This is a genomic window from Agarivorans sp. 1_MG-2023, from assembly GCF_030548385.1.
In the GTDB taxonomy this organism is placed as follows: domain Bacteria; phylum Pseudomonadota; class Gammaproteobacteria; order Enterobacterales; family Celerinatantimonadaceae; genus Agarivorans.
On record NZ_JAUOSJ010000007.1, the window covers coordinates 1 to 18,706 of the forward strand.

Annotated in this window: 16 protein-coding genes; 12 read left to right on the top strand and 4 right to left on the bottom strand. The window is 45.1% G+C overall.

Translation table 11 applies throughout. From position 1 onward, the window contains the following. Nucleotides 1-177: 177 nt before the first annotated feature. The 4 genes from hemG to pepQ all read right to left on the bottom strand — a co-directional run bounded on the left by hemG (nucleotide 178) and on the right by pepQ (nucleotide 4,186). Nucleotides 178-711 carry a menaquinone-dependent protoporphyrinogen IX dehydrogenase gene (hemG, locus tag Q4592_RS11505; RefSeq protein ID WP_303513058.1) on the bottom strand — a complete coding sequence of 178 codons (534 nt, stop codon included), beginning with the start codon at nucleotides 709-711 and terminating at the stop codon, nucleotides 178-180. A gap of 2 nt (nucleotides 712-713) precedes the next feature. Then, nucleotides 714-2,171 (bottom strand): TrkH family potassium uptake protein, encoded by a 1,458-nt coding sequence (locus tag Q4592_RS11510; RefSeq protein ID WP_137673596.1) that lies wholly within the window; start codon nucleotides 2,169-2,171, stop codon nucleotides 714-716. 69 nt (nucleotides 2,172-2,240) lie between these two features. Then, a complete protein-coding gene (locus tag Q4592_RS11515; RefSeq protein WP_303513062.1) occupies nucleotides 2,241-2,870 on the bottom strand; it encodes a YigZ family protein in 630 nt (209 codons plus the stop codon). Beyond that, nucleotides 2,861-4,186: a Xaa-Pro dipeptidase gene (pepQ, locus tag Q4592_RS11520; protein ID WP_303513063.1), complete on the bottom strand. Its 1,326-nt coding sequence runs from the start codon at nucleotides 4,184-4,186 to the stop codon at nucleotides 2,861-2,863. Before pepQ ends, Q4592_RS11515 begins: the two co-directional genes overlap by 10 nt. A gap of 271 nt (nucleotides 4,187-4,457) precedes the next feature. On the opposite strand from pepQ, the gene fadB reads away from it, so the two are divergent. The 12 genes from fadB (at nucleotide 4,458) to Q4592_RS11580 (ending at nucleotide 18,658) form a co-directional block, all read left to right on the top strand. Next, nucleotides 4,458-6,617: a fatty acid oxidation complex subunit alpha FadB gene (gene fadB, locus Q4592_RS11525; RefSeq protein WP_303513066.1), complete on the top strand. Its 2,160-nt coding sequence runs from the start codon at nucleotides 4,458-4,460 to the stop codon at nucleotides 6,615-6,617. Nucleotides 6,618-6,631: 14 nt separating this feature from the next. After that, complete coding sequence (fadA, locus tag Q4592_RS11530; RefSeq protein WP_303513069.1) at nucleotides 6,632-7,795, top strand: acetyl-CoA C-acyltransferase FadA; 1,164 nt, start codon at nucleotides 6,632-6,634, stop codon at nucleotides 7,793-7,795. 131 nt (nucleotides 7,796-7,926) lie between these two features. Next, a complete protein-coding gene (locus Q4592_RS11535; RefSeq protein ID WP_137673591.1) occupies nucleotides 7,927-8,643 on the top strand; it encodes a response regulator in 717 nt (238 codons plus the stop codon). Then, nucleotides 8,633-10,072, top strand: coding sequence for an ATP-binding protein (locus tag Q4592_RS11540; protein WP_137673590.1), 1,440 nt, complete (start codon nucleotides 8,633-8,635; stop codon nucleotides 10,070-10,072). Before Q4592_RS11535 ends, Q4592_RS11540 begins: the two co-directional genes overlap by 11 nt. Before the next feature lie 138 nt (nucleotides 10,073-10,210). Further along, on the top strand, nucleotides 10,211-11,461 hold the full coding sequence (locus Q4592_RS11545; RefSeq protein ID WP_303513074.1) for an ABC transporter substrate-binding protein: 1,251 nt from the start codon (nucleotides 10,211-10,213) through the stop codon (nucleotides 11,459-11,461). 106 nt (nucleotides 11,462-11,567) lie between these two features. Then, nucleotides 11,568-12,440 (top strand): carbohydrate ABC transporter permease, encoded by an 873-nt coding sequence (locus tag Q4592_RS11550; RefSeq protein ID WP_201798740.1) that lies wholly within the window; start codon nucleotides 11,568-11,570, stop codon nucleotides 12,438-12,440. A gap of 2 nt (nucleotides 12,441-12,442) precedes the next feature. Further along, on the top strand, nucleotides 12,443-13,297 hold the full coding sequence (locus Q4592_RS11555; RefSeq protein ID WP_137673587.1) for a carbohydrate ABC transporter permease: 855 nt from the start codon (nucleotides 12,443-12,445) through the stop codon (nucleotides 13,295-13,297). Nucleotides 13,298-13,303: 6 nt separating this feature from the next. Continuing rightward, entirely contained in the window at nucleotides 13,304-14,416 is a 1,113-nt protein-coding gene (locus Q4592_RS11560; RefSeq protein WP_303513082.1) for an ABC transporter ATP-binding protein, read from the top strand. 174 nt (nucleotides 14,417-14,590) lie between these two features. Then, nucleotides 14,591-14,842 (top strand): sulfurtransferase TusA, encoded by a 252-nt coding sequence (gene tusA, locus Q4592_RS11565; RefSeq protein WP_137673585.1) that lies wholly within the window; start codon nucleotides 14,591-14,593, stop codon nucleotides 14,840-14,842. Nucleotides 14,843-14,973: 131 nt separating this feature from the next. Beyond that, a complete protein-coding gene (gene glyQ / locus Q4592_RS11570) occupies nucleotides 14,974-15,879 on the top strand; it encodes a glycine--tRNA ligase subunit alpha (protein ID WP_137673606.1) in 906 nt (301 codons plus the stop codon). A gap of 10 nt (nucleotides 15,880-15,889) precedes the next feature. Next, nucleotides 15,890-17,968 carry a glycine--tRNA ligase subunit beta gene (gene glyS, locus Q4592_RS11575; protein WP_303513084.1) on the top strand — a complete coding sequence of 693 codons (2,079 nt, stop codon included), beginning with the start codon at nucleotides 15,890-15,892 and terminating at the stop codon, nucleotides 17,966-17,968. 240 nt (nucleotides 17,969-18,208) lie between these two features. Then, nucleotides 18,209-18,658 carry a hypothetical protein gene (locus Q4592_RS11580; protein WP_137673583.1) on the top strand — a complete coding sequence of 150 codons (450 nt, stop codon included), beginning with the start codon at nucleotides 18,209-18,211 and terminating at the stop codon, nucleotides 18,656-18,658. The last annotated feature ends 48 nt before the right edge of the window (nucleotides 18,659-18,706 follow it).

Here is an 18,706-nt window from a genome sequence, read left to right on the forward strand (position 1 = left end):
CCTTACCAACCCTGACCTCGTTTCAGCCTTGCTTTGCAGCGCCGCTTGCCGTGTCAGTGGAGTCGCATTATAGGGATCCGCGATTTTGGTGCAAGCGTTTTTTGAAGAAAATTGAAGTTTTTTGTTTAAGTGTTCAAAGCTTGTGCAAGAACACTTAAAAAACGCTCGGATTGTTGTTTATTCATGCAGATTTGCAAACTCTGTCGCGAATTCATCTACTTTGTTCCAATCGGTTAATTCGATATCTTGGCTTTTATCTGTGCTTCCGCCGGTCATCTTCATAATCAGTTGAATTAATAATGCTTGCCACCATGTGTATCGAGAATACAGCAAGGCGCCGGCAAACACCGCTTGAAGTTTAGGGGTCCAAGCTGCCGTTTGATTTAGCTTCTTCATATATACACTCGTTTCAGGCGTATTCTTCTCTGGCTTGCGCGCAGTTAAACATACCCCAAAAAATGCTACGGGGAGTTTGGCGAGCTGTTGTTGGTACTCAGAAAGCAATGCAAACAATTGCGGCCTAAACTTTCCGTAACGAATAGACGCACCAATAAGCACTTTATCATAGCCTTCTAATTGAAGAGTTTGATTACCCTCTTCTATATTGAGGTAATCTGCGCTCTCGATAGCGTCAGCTTGTTGAGCAACAATATGTTTAGCTATCTTTAAGGTTTGCCCTTCACAGCTTGAATACAGTACCAGTAGTTTCATGATTAACTTTTCCAAAAGGCAGGTGTAAATAACACCAACAAGGTAAATACTTCTAAACGTCCAAATAGCATTGCAGTAAGCAACACCCATTTACTCGCGTCGGTAATGTCTGAGTAATGCACCGCCACCTGGCCCAGCCCTGGGCCCAAGTTATTTAAACAAGCGACCACGGCTGAAAATGCCGACAGTTCGTCCATCCCCGCCGCAATAAGCCCTAACATACAAATAACAAACACTAGAGTATAAGCAGAGAAAAAGCCCCAAACCGCTTCGAGCACGCGGTCTGGCAGTGCTTTATTGGCCAGCTTGATTTGAAATACCGCTCGCGGATGGACTAAGCGTTTTAACTCTCGCATCCCCTGCAGGCTTAACAAGAATACTCGAATAACCTTTAAGCCCCCTCCCGTTGATCCTGCACAGCCGCCAATAAAACTAGAAAATACCAGTAGTACAGGCAAGAACAGCGGCCATTCAGAGAAACTGGTTGTTGTGAAACCGGCAGTGGTAGAAATGGAGACAGACTGAATAAAGGCTTGGTCTAAGGCCACAGTAGGCGAACTATAAACTTGCTGAGCAAGCAAAATAGCCACACAAATCAGGGTTAGACTCATTTGTATAAAGAAGAAAGCACGACACTCAGGATCGAGAAAATAGTACTTAAAGGTAATGGCTCGCCCATTAATGGCAGCAAAGTGTAAGGAGAAGTTAATCCCAGAGATGATAAGAAATACCGCACAAATGGTATTGATTAATGAACTATCGAAATGGCCAAGGCTGGCATCGTAGGTGGAGAAGCCACCGATTGCGATAGTAGAGAAGGCATGGCATATCGCATCGAACAAAGACATTCCCGCTAGCCAAAACGCCACCGAACAACTAATGGTGAGAAACAAATAGATGTACCACAGCACTTTGGCGGTTTCTGCAATCCGCGGAGTCATCTTTTTATCTTTTACTGGCCCAGGGATCTCGGCGCGATAGAGTTGCATGCCACCAACACCTAAAATAGGCAGTACCGCCACCGCAAGAACAATGATTCCCATCCCCCCTAACCACTGCAGCATTTGCCGATAAAACAATATGCCTTTGGGTAGCTCTTCTATGCCTACAATAACCGTAGCACCAGTGGTGGTAAGCCCGGAGAAAGATTCAAAGAAGGAGTCGGTAATCGACATGTTGGGGTTTTCGGTCAGAATAAACGGCAACGCACCTACACTGCCTAGTACTGTCCAGAACAGCACCACAATTAAAAAACCCTCTTTGGCTTTTAATTCAGTTTTTTGATGACGTTGGGGGAACCACAACAGAAAACCGGCACTAACACACAGTGCAAATGCCGCCATAAAGGCTTTACCCGCACCATCTTTATAAACAGCCGCCACCAAGGCTGGAACAATCATAGCGAGACTAAATAGCATTACTAGAAGCCCAACGATCCTAATAATCGCTCTGATTTGCATCCGTGTCGTTTCTCTGTCTAAATAAAGTTTATGCTGTATATCTTGAAGTAAAGCGCCACACAAGACAACTTAAGACAACAGCTTACTCACGCTAATTTGCCCACTTGAGACATTAATGAGTTGCTGTCTAAAGGACTCATATTCGCTTAAGGGGAGGCTTACCTGCATTTGCGCAGAATCTGAAAACTGAGTATCCAGTTTGCTGGCTTGAAAGCGGCTAAGCAGCATTTCAACTTGGGTAGTAAAGGCATAGTCAAACTCCAACCAACACTGACCACTAGCCACAACCGTTTCTGCATCAACTTGTTTTAACGCTTGTTGAACGCCGCCACCATAAGCTTTAACCAAACCACCAGTACCCAACTTTATTCCGCCAGAATAGCGTACTACCACTGCCAGTATTTGTCCTAAACCACTCCCCTGTAATTGAGCCAACATAGGCTTACCAGCAGTGCCCGAGGGCTCACCATCATCACTGAAGCCTAAACATTGGCTGTCATTTGGATGACCCGCCACAAAAGCCCAACAGTGATGACGAGCTTGAGGGTGTACTTGTTTTATTTCTGCCAACTGCTGTTGAGCCATTTGCCGATTAGTCACCGGAATAAGGTAGCTAATAAAACGACTACGTTTAATGGTTTCTTCAGTGCTAACTTGCTCAATAGGTCGTAAATAGTCGCTAGTGTGTGCTATTTCCAATTCTGCTCTCGGGTTAAGTTGTTGCAAGCTTGCGCGGTAACCACCACATTGTCCTCAATGCGAATGCCGCCAAAGCGACGCATTTCATCAACCCGTGACCAATTAATCAAGCGGGTATGCTCAGATTCAGCCAGTTCACTCAACAAACTTTCAATAAAGTACAAGCCAGGTTCAATAGTTAATACATGACGCGGTTCGATGATGCGAGTACAGCGCAAAAATGGATCGTTGCTCGGGGCAGCTTGAACCTCACCATCTTCATTTAGCATAAAACCACCTACATCGTGCACCTGCAACCCCAAGTGATGGCCTAAACCATGCGGGAAAAAGCATCGAGTAATGCCTTTCTCAACCGCCGCTGCTGCGCTGCAATAAACAAACTCAAAGTCCACCAGCAACTTAGCTAGCTGACGATGGGCTTTTAGGTGTAAGTCGGTATAAGGGTGACCAGGTTTTAAATCAGCAATTAGGGCTAACTGCAATTTATCCATCTCGGCCACTAGCTCAGCAAATAAGCCTTTTCGATAAGCGTAAGTACGGGTGATGTCTGCCGCGTAGCCACGATATTCTGCACCCGCATCAATCAATAACGAATAGTGTTGTTGTTCTGCCAGTTTCTTTGCACTTAGGGCAGTGTAGTGGAGAGTGGCTGCGTTTTCGTTTAAGGCAATAATGTTGGAGTACGGTAGTGAGTGCTCACTTTTCCCTAAGCTAGACAAATACGCCAAGTTAATTTCAAACTCAGAAGCGCCAGCAAAGAACAAGTCCTTGGCGACTAAATGTGCTTTTACTGCTCTGCGGTTCGCTTCGCCAATGCACTCTATTTCGTAATCGGTTTTATAGGCGCGGTAGTAATGCAAATAGCTTAGTGTTGATTCGGGATTACGCTCACCAATGGCTAAGGCTTCTGCTAACTCTGGATGCTCACCAATATAGGCGCAACGATTTCTATTGCTGGGCAGAAACGGTTCTATATCTTGCGGGTTTGCCATCAACTTAATATTAAAGCTATCTACCCAAAAGCCTTCAGGATCCCCCGCGGCTTTATGCCAATAGTCACTCGGTTGGTGATAAATAAGCGTGGGTTTAGTGTGACCATCAACCACTAGCCAACAATGTGGATGAGCGGTTAGTGGCAACCAATGTTTGAAATGCGGATTTGTTTTGAAAGGGTAATGCTGGTCATCAAGAAAGGTTCTAAGGGGATAACCCGAGTGAATAATCAGCGCCTCAAGGTTCTCTCGCTCTAATACATCAGCCACCCGATGCTGTAGTTGCTCGATATGCTGAGTAAACAGTTGATGAATAGTTGGCATAGCACCCTCTCTACGACTATTAATTAGCTATTTAGTTATAGCGCATTTAATAAACAGATTGTTGGATCTAGAGCAGTTAATTGACGATTTCTTGCTGGAAACAAGTTGCAGTGACCCATTCGTTTTGTGCGGCTTCCGACAAAAAATTAAACAAGTGTTTTAAATGGTCGTTATATTTGTTTTAATGTTTGAGTAACAAACTGATTACAAAATTAATCTCTAACCCCTACACAAAACTGGTGCAATGTACGCCAGCTACAAGGAGAGCAGAATGATATATCAAGGCGAGAACCTCAGTGTTCGCTATATTGCCGACGGTATCGCTGAACTAACATTCGATGCCAAGCAAGGAAGTGTAAATAAGCTCGACAAAAGCACTTTAGTCTCACTGGATGAGGCTATTACTGCATTGCAGCAGCAATCAGCTTTACAAGGTTTGTTAGTAAGCTCAGCCAAAGATGCCTTCATTGTTGGTGCTGACATCACCGAGTTTTTGGGCTTATTCGCCCTACCAGAGCAAGAGTTAGCCGCATGGCTAACCAAAGCGAATGACATCTTCAATGCCCTAGAAGATTTAGCCGTTCCAACTATTTCTGCGATTAATGGTTACGCCCTAGGTGGCGGTTGCGAATTTATACTGTCTACCGACTTACGTGTAGGCGAGCCGGGTGCGCGTATAGGCCTGCCAGAAACCCAATTAGGTATTATGCCTGGTTTTGGCGGCACAGTGCGGTTACCACGAGTCATTGGCGCCGACAATGCGATGGAGTGGATTACCACCGGCAAAAACTACAAGGCTGCAGCCGCTCAAAAATTTGGCATGTTAGACGCCGTAGTCCCAGCAGAGAAATTGCGTGATGCCGCCTTAGCGATGTTGCAAGACGCCATTAGCGAAAAAATCGACTGGCAGAGTCGTCGCCAAGCTAAGTTATCACCACTAGCTTTAAACCAAATAGAAGCCACTATGAGCTTTAACTGTGCCAAAGGCATGGTGATAGCTAAAGCAGGCCCTCACTACCCCGCGCCGATCACCGCGGTTAAAACCATGGAAAAAGCAGCCCGTTGTGGCCGCACCGAGGCCCTTGCTTTAGAAGGCAAATACTTCATCGGTTTGGCTCAATCTGAGGTAGCCCAAGCCTTAGTCGGTATCTTCTTAAACGACCAACAACTTAAAGGCCTTGCTAAAAAAGCCTCAAAAAATGCCCAAAACATTAATCAAGCGGCTGTATTAGGCGCAGGTATTATGGGTGGCGGCATTGCTTATCAAAGCGCTAGCCGAGGCGTACCGGCAGTAATGAAAGACATTAACCAAGCGGCATTAGAGCTTGGCATGAATGAAGCCAGCAAGTTACTGAACAAGCAACTTGAGCGTGGCCGCATTGATGGCTTGAAGATGGGTAAAATTCTATCGGCCATTAACCCAAGCCTTAATTACGAAGCCATTGCTAACTGCGATATCGTAGTAGAAGCAGTAGTAGAGAATCCAAAAATTAAAGCGGCTGTAATACAAGAAGTAGAACAAAAAGTATCTGAAGACACCATTGTGGCGTCTAATACTTCTACTATCCCTATCTCGCTACTGGCGAAAAACTTAAGCCGCCCAGAAAAATTCTGTGGTATGCACTTCTTCAACCCAGTGCATCGTATGCCGTTGGTCGAAGTGATTCGCGGTGAGAAGACCTCACAGGAAACCATAGACAGCGTAGTCGCCTACGCCGCTAAAATGGGTAAAACCCCGGTAGTGGTTAACGACTGCCCAGGCTTCTTTGTTAACCGCGTATTGTTCCCATACTTCTTTGGCTTTACTCGCTTACTCCAAGACGGTGCCGACTTTGTAAAAGTAGACAAAATCATGGAGAAGCAATTCGGTTGGCCAATGGGCCCTGCTTACTTACTTGATGTCGTCGGCATTGATACCGGCCACCACGCCGGCGCGGTAATGGCAAGTGGCTTCCCAGAGCGCATGAGCAAAGATGGTGAAGATGCCATTGATGTGATGTACCAAGCTGAACGTTTTGGCCAGAAAAATGGCTTAGGTTTTTATGCCTACACCAAAGATCGTAGAGGCAAACCCAAGAAAGATGCCGATCCAGCCAGCTACGACTTACTCAAGCAAATTTGCAACGAACGTTACGAATACAGCAGCGAGCAGATTATTGCTCGAATGATGATCCCAATGATTAACGAAGTAGTACGTTGTTTAGAAGAAGGCATTATTCAAAGCCCAGCAGAAGCCGATATGGCGCTAGTGTACGGCTTAGGGTTCCCTCCTTTCCGTGGCGGCGTGTTCCGCTACTTAGATACCATGGGTCTTGATAAGTACGTAGCTTTAGCAGATCAATACGCCGATTTAGGTCCACTTTATCAAGTGACTGACGGTTTGCGCGCTAAAGCAGCGGCTGGTGAAACTTACTATGGCAAACAAGGCTAATGGAGGAACATAAAATGAAAGAAGTAGTGATTGTTGATTGTATTCGAACTCCTATGGGCCGCTCAAAAAATGGCTGTTTTAGAAATGTTCGCGCCGAAGATTTGTCTGCCCAGCTAATGAAAGGCTTGGTGGAACGTAACCCTAAACTAGACCCAAATGACATTGAAGACGTGTACTGGGGTTGTGTACAACAAACCCTAGAACAAGGTTTCAACGTAGCGCGTAATGCGGCGCTGTTGGCGGGTTTACCACATTCAACGGGTGCTGTTACCGTAAACCGTTTATGTGGTTCGTCAATGCAAGCTTTGCATGACGCCGCTCGCGCAATTATGGCCGACCAAGGTGATGTATTTATTGTTGGTGGTGTTGAGCACATGGGTCACGTACCAATGAACCATGGCGTAGACTTTCACCCGGGTATGGCTAAATCGGTAGCCAAAGCTGCCGGTATGATGGGTTTAACCGCCGAATTGCTTTCACAAATGCACGGCATTAGCCGAGAAGCCATGGATGAGTTTGGTGCGCGTTCACACCGCTTAGCACATCAGGCAACCCTAGAAGGTCGATTCACCAACGAAATCTTCCCTATTGAAGGTCACGATGCAGACGGCACTTTAAAGTTAATTGAAACTGACGAAGTAATTCGCCCTGAAACCACAGCTGAAGGTTTGTCGCAATTACGCCCAGTATTTGACCCCGCCAACGGTAAAGTTACCGCCGGTACGTCTTCGGCTTTATCAGACGGTGCTTCAGCCATGTTGGTGATGTCGGCAGACAAAGCCGCCGAGCTGGGTTTAACCGTTCGCGCCAAAGTACGCTCAATGGCGATTGCTGGTTGCGATCCTTCTATCATGGGTTATGGCCCTGTACCTGCTACACATAAAGCGCTTAAACGTGCTGGTTTAAAGGTAGAAGACATTGACCTATTTGAACTTAATGAAGCCTTTGCTGCGCAATCATTACCTTGCGTGAAAGATTTAGGGTTATTGGACCAAGTGGAAGACAAGGTTAACTTAAACGGTGGCGCCATCGCGTTAGGCCACCCACTAGGTTGTTCGGGCACCCGAATCTCCACCACCCTTATCAATCTAATGGAAGCCAAAGACGCCAAGCTAGGTGTGGCCACCATGTGTATTGGTTTAGGCCAAGGTATTGCCACGGTATTTGAACGACCATAAGCAAGCTTTAACTCAAAAATGGGAGCATTGAGCTCCCATTTTTTTTACTCACGCTCCGCAGGCATTTTTCCTAAGCCGGTTGTTTGTTATCCTTAACGCCACTTACTTCGCAAAAAATAGTACAGAGGCCCATGGTTTTAGCTAAACAGTTATTGGTTGTTGATGATGACTTAGAAATTCGTAGCTTACTTGAACAGTATTTAAGTAAGTCAGGTTTTGATGTGATTAGCGCCAATGACGGTGAAGAAATGGCCAAATTGCTTGAAACCAATGACCCAGAACTGATCATTCTCGACATCATGCTACCGGGAGATGATGGCTTCACTCTGTGTCAAAAAATTCGCCGCACTTCAAACGTGCCTATCATCATGCTAACCGCTAACTCTGACGAAATGGATCGCATTGTGGGTTTAGAGCTGGGTGCCGACGATTATATTGGCAAACCGTTTAATCCGCGTGAACTACTGGCTCGAATCAAAGCCTTGTTACGACGCTCGCAAGTCACCGCCAATGCCCAGCAAAACACCCGCTACATTCGCTTTGGTCAATGGCGTTTAGACAGTCAAACACAACAGCTTGAGCATGAAGATGGCGACAAGCTTGAGTTATCGAGCAGTGATTACCGCTTGCTACAGCTGTTTTTGCAACACCCTAACGAAACCCTAGACAGAGACACCATTAGCGATGCGACTCGCGGTCGTGAAAGCCTGCCTATGGAGCGCGGTATAGATGTACAAATTAGTCGTTTGCGCCAGCGCCTCAAAGATGACGGCAGCCAAACTCGCCTAATTCGCACCATACGTGGCGTAGGTTATATGATGGTGACGCAAGTCAGCCATGAAGTTTAAGGCCTTTATTGAACGAATAAAGCCTAACTCGCTATTAGCGAGGATGCTGCTGTTACTGTTACTGGCCATTGGCTTAGCACAAGGAGCCAGCAGCTTTATTTGGTTTTATCAGCTACGGCAATCAGAATCTGATGGCTTGCGCTCTACCTCGCAAAACTTGGCCTTGAGCCTAGCCTCTACGGTCACCTTTTTTGAATCGTTACCTTCTGAGTATCGGCACATTGTGTTGAATCAGCTTCGTAAAATGGGCGGTACTCGTTTCTTTGTCTCCTTGAACAAAGATTACATTAACATTGAATCTATTCCCGACAGCCACCGCAAAAACATTGTGATTCAAACGGTTGGCGAAGTATTACATCGTGAGCTAAGCCGCAGCCCAATGATTGATGTTGATTTTTCCATGCCCGACAAGCTGCATGTTCTTAAAAATGACATTTTACTTAAAGATTTACCCTCGTCTTGGGCCTCACATACACTGCAAATTGAACCGCTAAACCCACCAATTTTGGTTACTCAAATCGAACTAGAGAGTGGCGAATGGATTTACTTAGCTGCGCTTTTACCCGCCCCCTATATGACGCTGCAAGACAATTTACTGCCGCAAGATCGAGTGATGTTTATCGCTCTTATGACGTTCTTCTTGCTGCTGTTTACTTTTGTATTAGTGCGTAGACAAACTCGACCACTGCGGCGTTTAGCTAAAGCGGCTTCTCGGCTGACTATCGACTTATTCCAGCCGCCACTAACAGAAGAAGGCAGCGACGAAATCCGTAAGGCCACCCGTGCCTTTAATACCATGCAGGGTAAATTGAAACGGTATATAGAAGATCGGGAATTGCTGTTCCGCTCTATCTCACACGATTTAAAAACTCCGATTACTCGTTTGCGCTTACGCGCAGAGTTATTAGACGACGATACCGTCATTGATGCCTTTAACCGTGATTTAGATGAACTGGAAATCATGGCCAAAGGCGCATTACAAACGGTAAAAGATACCGATATTCACGAAAACTTAAGTGATATAAACATAATGACTCACCTTAAACACTGCATAGAACCCTTCTCGGGTAAGGTGATTGTGTTTGGTGAGGCTCTTGAACCTTACCGCGGTAAGCCATTGGCGATTAAGCGCTGTATTAGCAACCTGGTTGAAAATGGCATTAAGTACGGCAACGACATTGAGATTTACTTACTCGATGACGATGTAGAGCTGTGTTTACTGTTTGTAGATCACGGTCCCGGCATTCCCGAGGAACGGATTAAAGAGGTATTTAACCCTTATGTTCGTATCAGCAAAGATGATTCAGGCTCGGGTTTGGGCTTAGGTATTGCTCGCAATATTGCCCATGCTCATGGTGGTGATATTACCCTGCAAAACCTGCCTCAAGGAGGTTTAGAAGTAAAACTCCAACTGCCTCACATAAAATAACCACTTTGTAACAACCTGGTTACAAAAGGTTACTTTGTTATCAAGCTGTTTCATCTAGTCTATTAATTAGCCAATCGCCTGCGGTAAAGATTGGTGAATAAGGAATGGAATTCACAAAAAAATAACAAAGGCATCAATATGCGTAAATTTGCAACTCTAGCCTCTACCCTGGCACTTACTAGCGCGATTAACCTGGCATACGCAGGTGAAGTAGAAGTTTTACACTGGTGGACTTCAGGTGGTGAAGCCAAATCGGTAGGCGTACTTAAAGAAATGCTAGAAGCTCAAGGTCATTCGTGGAAAGACTTTGCAGTAGCAGGCGGCGGCGGTGAAAGTGCTATGACGGTATTAAAAACCCGCGCTATTTCAGGTAACCCCCCAGCGGCAGCGCAAATTAAAGGTCATGATATTCAAGAATGGGCTGATCTTGGCTTCCTAAGCAACTTGAACGACGTGGCTAAAGCAGAAAAATGGGATGATGTTGTTCCAGCAGTTGTCACGAATGTAATGAAGTTTAACGGTGACTATGTAGCAGTACCGGTAAACGTTCACCGAGTAAACTGGTTATGGGCAAACCCAGCCGTATTTGAAAAAGCCGGCGCTAAGATCCCTACCACCATGGATGAATTTTTTGTCTCAGCTGAGAAGCTAAAAGCTGCAGGCATTATTCCGCTAGCTCACGGTGGCCAAGCTTGGCAAGACGCCACAGTATTTGAAGCTATAGCCTTAGATATACTGGGCTCAGAAGACTACAACAAAGCGTTTGTAATGCACGATGATGCAGTACTTAGTGGCGACAAAATGGTGGAAGTTTTCACCGTATTCAAAAAAATGCGTAACTACATCGACAGTGACTCCCCAGGCCGCGACTGGAACATTGCCACCAGCATGGTGATAAATGGCCAAGCAGGCATGCAAATTATGGGTGACTGGGCGAAAGGCGAATTTATTGCTGCAGGCAAAGTACCCGGTAAAGATTTTGTTTGTTTACCAGCACCAGGTACCGATGGACAGTTCACCTTTAACATCGATAGCTTTGCCATGTTTGAGCTAAGTAATGCCGATAATGTGACTGCCCAAAAGAGTTTAGCGAAAACTATTTTAACCCCTGAATTCCAGGAGGTCTTCAACTTAAACAAAGGCTCGATTCCAGTACGTACCGATATGGATATGAGCAAATTTGATAGCTGTGCCTTGGATTCAATGGCTACCTTCAAGGCCAGTAATGCCTCGGGTGATTTGGTGCCAAGTATGGCCCACGGCCTAGCCACCACGGGTTATGTACAAGGCGCTATTTATGACGTAGTAACGAACTTCTTTAACGACCCTGATGGTGACCCTAAAGAAACCGTGACTAAATTAGCGCGTGTTGTTAAAGCTGCTAAGTAAACCTACCCACTTATCTAAATAAGTATCATGCTCCGGCCAGCCGGTCGGAGCTTGCACCTGCTATTACCTTGTTAGTTTGAACATGGCGTTCGAACGAGGCTGTACTATGTTTAATACCTTGCAAAAATGGTTGCCCAAAATCATCTTGTCACCTTCGATATTTTTGGTAACGGTATGTATTTATGGCTACGTAGCTTGGACTGGCTACCTGTCTCTAACCCACTCACGTTTTTTACCTAATTTTAAGTGGGCTGGCTTACTGCAATACAACAAACTGATGGAGAATGATCGCTGGGTTACCTCCTGCATCAACCTGCTGATTTTTGGCGTACTGTTCATTATCATTTCAATAATTTTAGGCACCTTACTGGCTATTTTGTTAGACCAAAACATTCGCCAAGAAGGAGCTATTCGTACTATCTATCTCTACCCTATGGCCTTGTCGTTCATTGTAACCGGCACAGCTTGGAAGTGGATTTTAAACCCTGGGCTGGGCTTAGAGAAAATGATGCATGATTGGGGCTGGACCAGTTTTGAATTTAACTGGCTGGTGAGCAATGACATGTCGGTGTATACCCTGGTTATTGCTGCCGTGTGGCAATCTTCAGGCTTTGTTATGGCGATGTTTTTGGCGGGCCTACGCGGCATTGATTCAAGCATTGTTAAAGCTGCTCAGATCGACGGCGCTAGCATGCCCACTATTTACTGGAAAATCATCCTGCCTTGTTTACGTCCGGTCTTTTTCAGTGCGGTGATTATTACCTCGCACATCGCGATTAAGAGTTTTGATTTAGTGACCGCACTCACCTCCGGTGGGCCGGGTTACTCGTCAGACTTACCTGCACTGTTTATGTATACCCACGCCTTTACCCGCGGGCAAATGGGCTTAGGTGCCGCCAGTGCGATGATGATGCTAGCCGGTGTACTCGCCATTTTAGTGCCGTATTTGTACTCAGAACTGCGTAACCGGGAGCAATAATCATGACTAAATTTTCACCGGGTCGCATCTTCATCTATTCAATATTAGTGCTGTTTTGCGCCATCTATTTAATGCCGCTATTAGTAATGCTGCTTACCTCGTTTAAGTCTTTGCCGGATATTCGCGGTGGCAACTTGCTATCTCTGCCTGAAGTATGGGTATTTGACGCATGGTTTAAAGCCTGGGGCACAGCCTGTACCGGGGTTACCTGTGAGGGAGTAAAAGGTTATTTCTGGAACTCCTTTAAAATGGCGGTTCCTGCGGTTTTCATTTCAACCTTAATTGGAGCACTAAACGGCTACGTTATTGCTCATTGGCGCTTTAAAGGCTCAAACCTATTTTTTGCCTTAATGCTATTTGGTTGCTTCATACCTTTTCAAGTGATCTTGCTGCCCATGGCCGCCACCTTAGGTAAGTTTGGCTTGGCCAATACCACCACCGGCTTAGTGTTTGTGCACGTTGTCTACGGTTTGGTATTTACTACCCTATTCTTCCGCAACTTCTATGTATCGGTTCCCGGGGAGTTAGTTAAAGCGGCTAAGCTCGACGGCGCAGGCTTCTTCACTATTTTCTTCAAAATTATGCTGCCTATTTCTAAGCCCATCATCATGGTGTGCATCATCTGGCAGTTCACACAAATTTGGAACGACTTCTTGTTTGGAGTGGTGTATTCGGGCTCCGATTCACAACCCATTACGGTCGCGTTAAACAACCTAGTAAATACCAGCACCGGAGTGAAGGAATACAACGTGGATATGGCCGCTGCCATTATTGCTGCGCTACCCACTCTGTTTGTCTACGTAGTAGCTGGAAAGTATTTTGTGCGCGGGTTAACCGCTGGCTCAGTAAAAGGATAAGAAACAATGGCGACCTTAGATATAAAACAGCTCTACAAACGCTATGGTAAAAGTGCCCCTAATACCCTGGAAGACATTAATATCTCGATTAATGCCGGCGAGTTTTTAATTTTAGTGGGTCCCTCTGGCTGTGGTAAATCTACACTCATGAATATGATTGCCGGCTTAGAAGAAATAACTAGCGGCGACATTTGCATTGACGGAAAAGTGGTTAACGACGTTGACCCCAAAGATCGCGACATCGCCATGGTTTTTCAATCATATGCGCTATATCCAAATATGACCGTTCGCGGCAATATCGAATTTGCCCTAAAAATTCAAAAAATGGATAAAGATGCCCGCGAGACTGAAATAACTCGAGTCGCGCAGTTACTGCAAATTGAACACCTGTTAGACCGTAAGCCTTCACAGCTCTCTGGCGGTCAGCAACAGCGAGTATCAATGGGACGCGCCCTAGCCCGCCAACCCAAAATCTATTTGTTTGACGAACCCTTAAGTAACTTAGATGCCAAACTGCGCGTAGAAATGCGCCACGAGATTAAAAAACTACACCAACGTTTAGGCACCACTATTGTTTACGTTACTCACGATCAAATTGAAGCAATGACCCTAGCCGACAGAATTGCCGTGATGAAAGACGGCCAGCTATTGCAACTAGGTAGCCCCTCGGAGATTTATAACGATCCTGCTGATATGTTTGTCGCTGGTTTTATGGGCTCTCCTGCAATGAACTTTTTACACTGCAGTGTTGAGCAAAGTGAACATGGCTTGATGGGTTCATTGGTATGTGACCAACAACAGCAACATCATATTCCGCTGCCAGAGCACCTAGGCAAATATGCGGGTAAATCATTAGTGGTTGGCATAAGGCCAGAACAAATAACCCATGTGAATCCTTACAAAAAAGACAAAGCCTTAGTCACCACCCTTAACTTAAAGCTAGGTGTGTTAGAACCTACGGGCCCCGACACCATTGCCTTGGTAACCTTGAATGGCAAAGAAATTAGTTGCCGACTCGACCCCGATAAACCAGCAACAATGGGAGAAAACCTAGATTTAATGTTTGATCTGTCTAGCGCAGTGTATTTCGACCCGAATAACGAACAGCGCATTCGCTAAGTATTTATTGCACTGCTCCCTTTAGTTATCCCTTTAATCAAGAGGCTTCGGCCTCTTTTCTTTTATCTGAACATCGCTCTCTACAAGTTAAGCTGTCAATCGTCAATGCTGACAGCTGCCACTTTTCAACCAGCTGTTATACAATGACAAAGTAGCAAAAAGAGACCACGTTTGATGAGCAATAACACTGAATTTAGCCAAGCCGATCACCAATTAAATGCTTTGGGCCTGCGTTGTCCAGAACCGGTGATGATGGTGCGCAAAGCCATTCGTAACATAAATATCGGCGAAACCTTGCTGGTGCAAGCCGACGATCCGTCCACCACTCGTGACATGGTAAGCTTTTGTGAGTTTATGGATCACACTTTAGTGGCCAAAAAAACCGACCAAACTCCCTTTCAATATTTGATCAAGAAAGGTAGTTAGCCGAGTTTGTTTCAAAAAAGTCTAATTTATCAGCGATTCCCGATACAACAGCACTAGGGTCTGCCTGCATGCTAGGGTATACTCCGTCAGTTATAAAACCGATTATTTTTCATACGCGCGACACTAAAATCATGCATAAATACGATATTAAAACCTTTCAAGGCCTTATTTTGGCCCTGCAAGACTACTGGGCTCGTCAGGGCTGTGTTCTTGTTCAACCTTTAGACATGGAAGTAGGTGCAGGCACCTTTCATCCGCAAACATTTTTGCGCTCTATCGGTCCAGAACCGATGTCGAGTGCTTATGTACAACCATGTCGTCGTCCAACCGATGGCCGTTATGGTGAAAACCCTAACCGCTTGCAGCATTACTACCAATTTCAAGTAGTGATGAAGCCTTCTCCAGATAACATTCAAGAGTTATACCTAGGTTCATTAGTAGAACTAGGTATTAACCCTGAAGTTCACGATATCCGCTTCGTAGAAGATAACTGGGAATCGCCGACTTTAGGTGCTTGGGGCCTTGGCTGGGAAATTTGGTTGAACGGTATGGAAATTACTCAGTTCACTTATTTCCAACAAGTGGGTGGCTTAGAGTGCTCACCAGTAACCGGTGAAATCACCTACGGTTTAGAGCGCTTAGCCATGTACATTCAAGGCGTAGACAGTATCTACGACCTAGTGTGGACCGACGGGCCAATGGGTAAAGTGACCTATGGCGATGTGTTCCACCAGAACGAAGTTGAGCAATCAACCTACAATTTTGAACACGCCGACACTACTGCACTATTTGCACAATTCGATCAGTGCGAAAAAGACAGCCAACAATTAGTTGAAGCAGGTTTACCTTTACCCGCTTACGAACAAGTTATGAAAGCGTCTCATGCGTTTAACTTACTTGATGCTCGTCATGCCATTTCGGTCACCGAACGCCAACGCTACATTTTGCGCGTTAGAGCGTTATCAAAAGCCGTAGCGGAAACCTATTACAGTGCGCGAGAAGCGCTTGGTTTCCCTTTATGCAAAGACAAGAAGTAACGGAGGCAGCATGAGTAACGAGAACCTATTAGTAGAAATCGGCACCGAAGAGTTGCCACCAAAAGCCTTACGTGGCTTGGCTGAGTCTTTTAAAAGCAATGTACAACAAAGCTTAGAAAAAGCCGGTTTTGAATTTGATAGTATTGAATGGTTTGCTGCGCCTCGTCGCCTAGCCCTTTCTGTTCAAGCTTTGAATGAAAAAACACCCGATAAAGTCGTAGAAAAACGCGGCCCAGCCATTAGCAGCGCATTTGATGCTGACGGCAATGCCACTAAAGCAGCCGAAGGTTGGGCACGCTCAAATGGCATTACCGTTGAACAAGCCGAACGACTAAAAACCGACAAAGGCGAATGGCTACTGCATAAGGCTGAAATTAGCGGCCAAACTATTTATCAATTGTTCCCTGATATTGTTGCAGATGCCTTAGCAAAACTGCCTATCCCTAAACCAATGCGTTGGGGAGCGAAATCGATTCAATTCATTCGCCCTGTACATACTATTACGATGCTGTACGGTGAAAAATTAGTTCAAGGCAATATTCTTGGTATCGAATCTGCTCGCACTGTGCGTGGCCACCGCTTTATGGGTGACGCTGAATTTGAACTAAACCACGCCAACGATTATGTTCAACAGTTAGACCGTCGCGGTAAAGTGATAGTGAACTACGAACAGCGTAAAGCGATTATTCGAGAACAAATCGAAGCTGAAGCTGCCCGCGAAGGTGGTGTAGTAGAAATGGATGAAGCACTACTTGAAGAAGTATGTTCATTGGTTGAGTGGCCAGTGGCTATGGTAGGTAGTTTTGAGGACAAGTTCTTAGACGTTCCTGCTGAAGCGCTTATCTACACCATGAAGGATAACCAGAAATACTTCCCAATTTTAGATACCAAAGGTAACTTACTACCGCGCTTTATCTTCGTATCGAATATTGTCAGCAAAGATCCTCAGCAAGTAATTGTTGGTAACGAAAAAGTGGTTCGCCCTCGCCTAGCCGATGCCGAATTTTTCTTTAATACCGACAAAAAGTCACGTTTAGACAGCCGTTTAGATAAGCTTGCTAACGTGGTATTCCAACAAAAACTCGGTAGCTTATTAGATAAAGCTAACCGCGTTTCTGAATTAGCAGCACAAATTGCAGGTGAGATTGGTGGCGATAGCCAGCACGCTCAACGTGCAGGTTTGTTATCAAAAGCTGATTTAAACAGCGAAATGGTTCTTGAGTTTCCAGATATTCAAGGCGTTATGGGCATGTATTACGCCAAGTTCGACGGCGAGCATGAAGATGTCGCTAATGCCTTAAATCAGCAATACTGGCCGCGCTTCTCAGGCGACAAACTGCCTGAATCCAAGGTGGCATCAGCAGTCGCGATTGCCGACAAACTAGATACCTTGGTGGGTATTTTTGCCATTGGCCAACTACCAAAAGGCGATAAAGACCCATTTGCTTTGCGCCGGGCAAGCTTAGGTATTATTCGTATCATTCAAGACAAAGGTTTTGAATTAGATTTAGATACGCTAATTAATAGTGCACTGCTGTTATTGCCGCTTGAACTTAGCCAAGATCAACAAGCCAAGGTTCATACTCAGCTTATCGAGTTTATTTATGCTCGCCTGCGCGCGATGTACCTTGAGCAAGGTATTGATGCCAGCGTGATTACCGCCGTATTAGAACGTAAACCAACTAAGTTAGCGGACATTGAGCAACGCATTAAGGCGGTAAGCCACTTCCGTTCTTTAGAACAAGCCCAAGCATTAGCGGCCGCCAACAAACGAGTGTCTAACATTCTGGCGAAAAACCCAGACTTTGTTAAACCACAAGTTGACGCTAGTTTGCTTCAAGAGCCGCAAGAACAAGCCTTAGCATCAGCAGTTGATTCGATGGCTGTTACGCTAAAACCTTTGCTTGAAAAAGGCGATTATCAACAAGCACTAATCGAGCTTGCCAACTTGCGCGATGTTGTAGATAACTTCTTCGATAACGTGATGGTAATGAGTGAAGATGACAGCTTAAAAATCAACCGATTAAGCCTGCTAAATTCACTTCGTCAGCTATTTTTAGAAATTGCAGACATCTCAGTGATTCAGTAGCTTCACAGCTAATTAGTGTAATAAAAAAGCCATCTTCTAAACAAGGAGGTGGCTTTTTTTGATCTAGTTAACCCTTTTAATAAAATTAGCTAAATCTTGAAATCCTTTTCAGCATAGTAGTGTGAGCTTGGCACGTTTTTTCTGGGCTAGCTTCGATATAAATAGGCTCGAGTTCAGCTCATTACGTAATGTTTGTCTGCAAAGACAAAGGAAAGCTATAAAAATATAAAGGAATTGGAAATGCTTAAGAATTTAATGAAAGCAGGTGTGCTAGCACTAATCACCATAGTAGCAGCTGGTTGTGCTTCTAGCGGCGGCGACAGTAAATTAACTCGTGACGTATATCTACGTGGCGTATTCACTTGGTGGGACGCGGCTCCAGAATACAAATTGATGCCTGTAGAAGGTAAGAAAAACGTATGGTCAGCTACTTCATCTGTTGATGAGCCTTTAATTGCTGATGGCCAACCGTACGAGTGGAAATTTGGTGATGCTGCATGGCAGTGTGGTACTAACTTTGGTTTCCTAGCTGGTGAAGCAGAAATTAAAATTGGTGACCGTCGCCAGTTAAACAAATGTTCAGCATTTGATAACTTCAAATTCACTCCAGAAGTTGATGGCGTATACCGCTTCTACTTAGACTGGTCAGAAGAGATTCCTGTAACTTACGTAGAAAAAGTTGAAATGTAAGCCTTAGCTTTTCTATTCAAAGCCCCCTATGAGGGGGCTTTTTTGTTT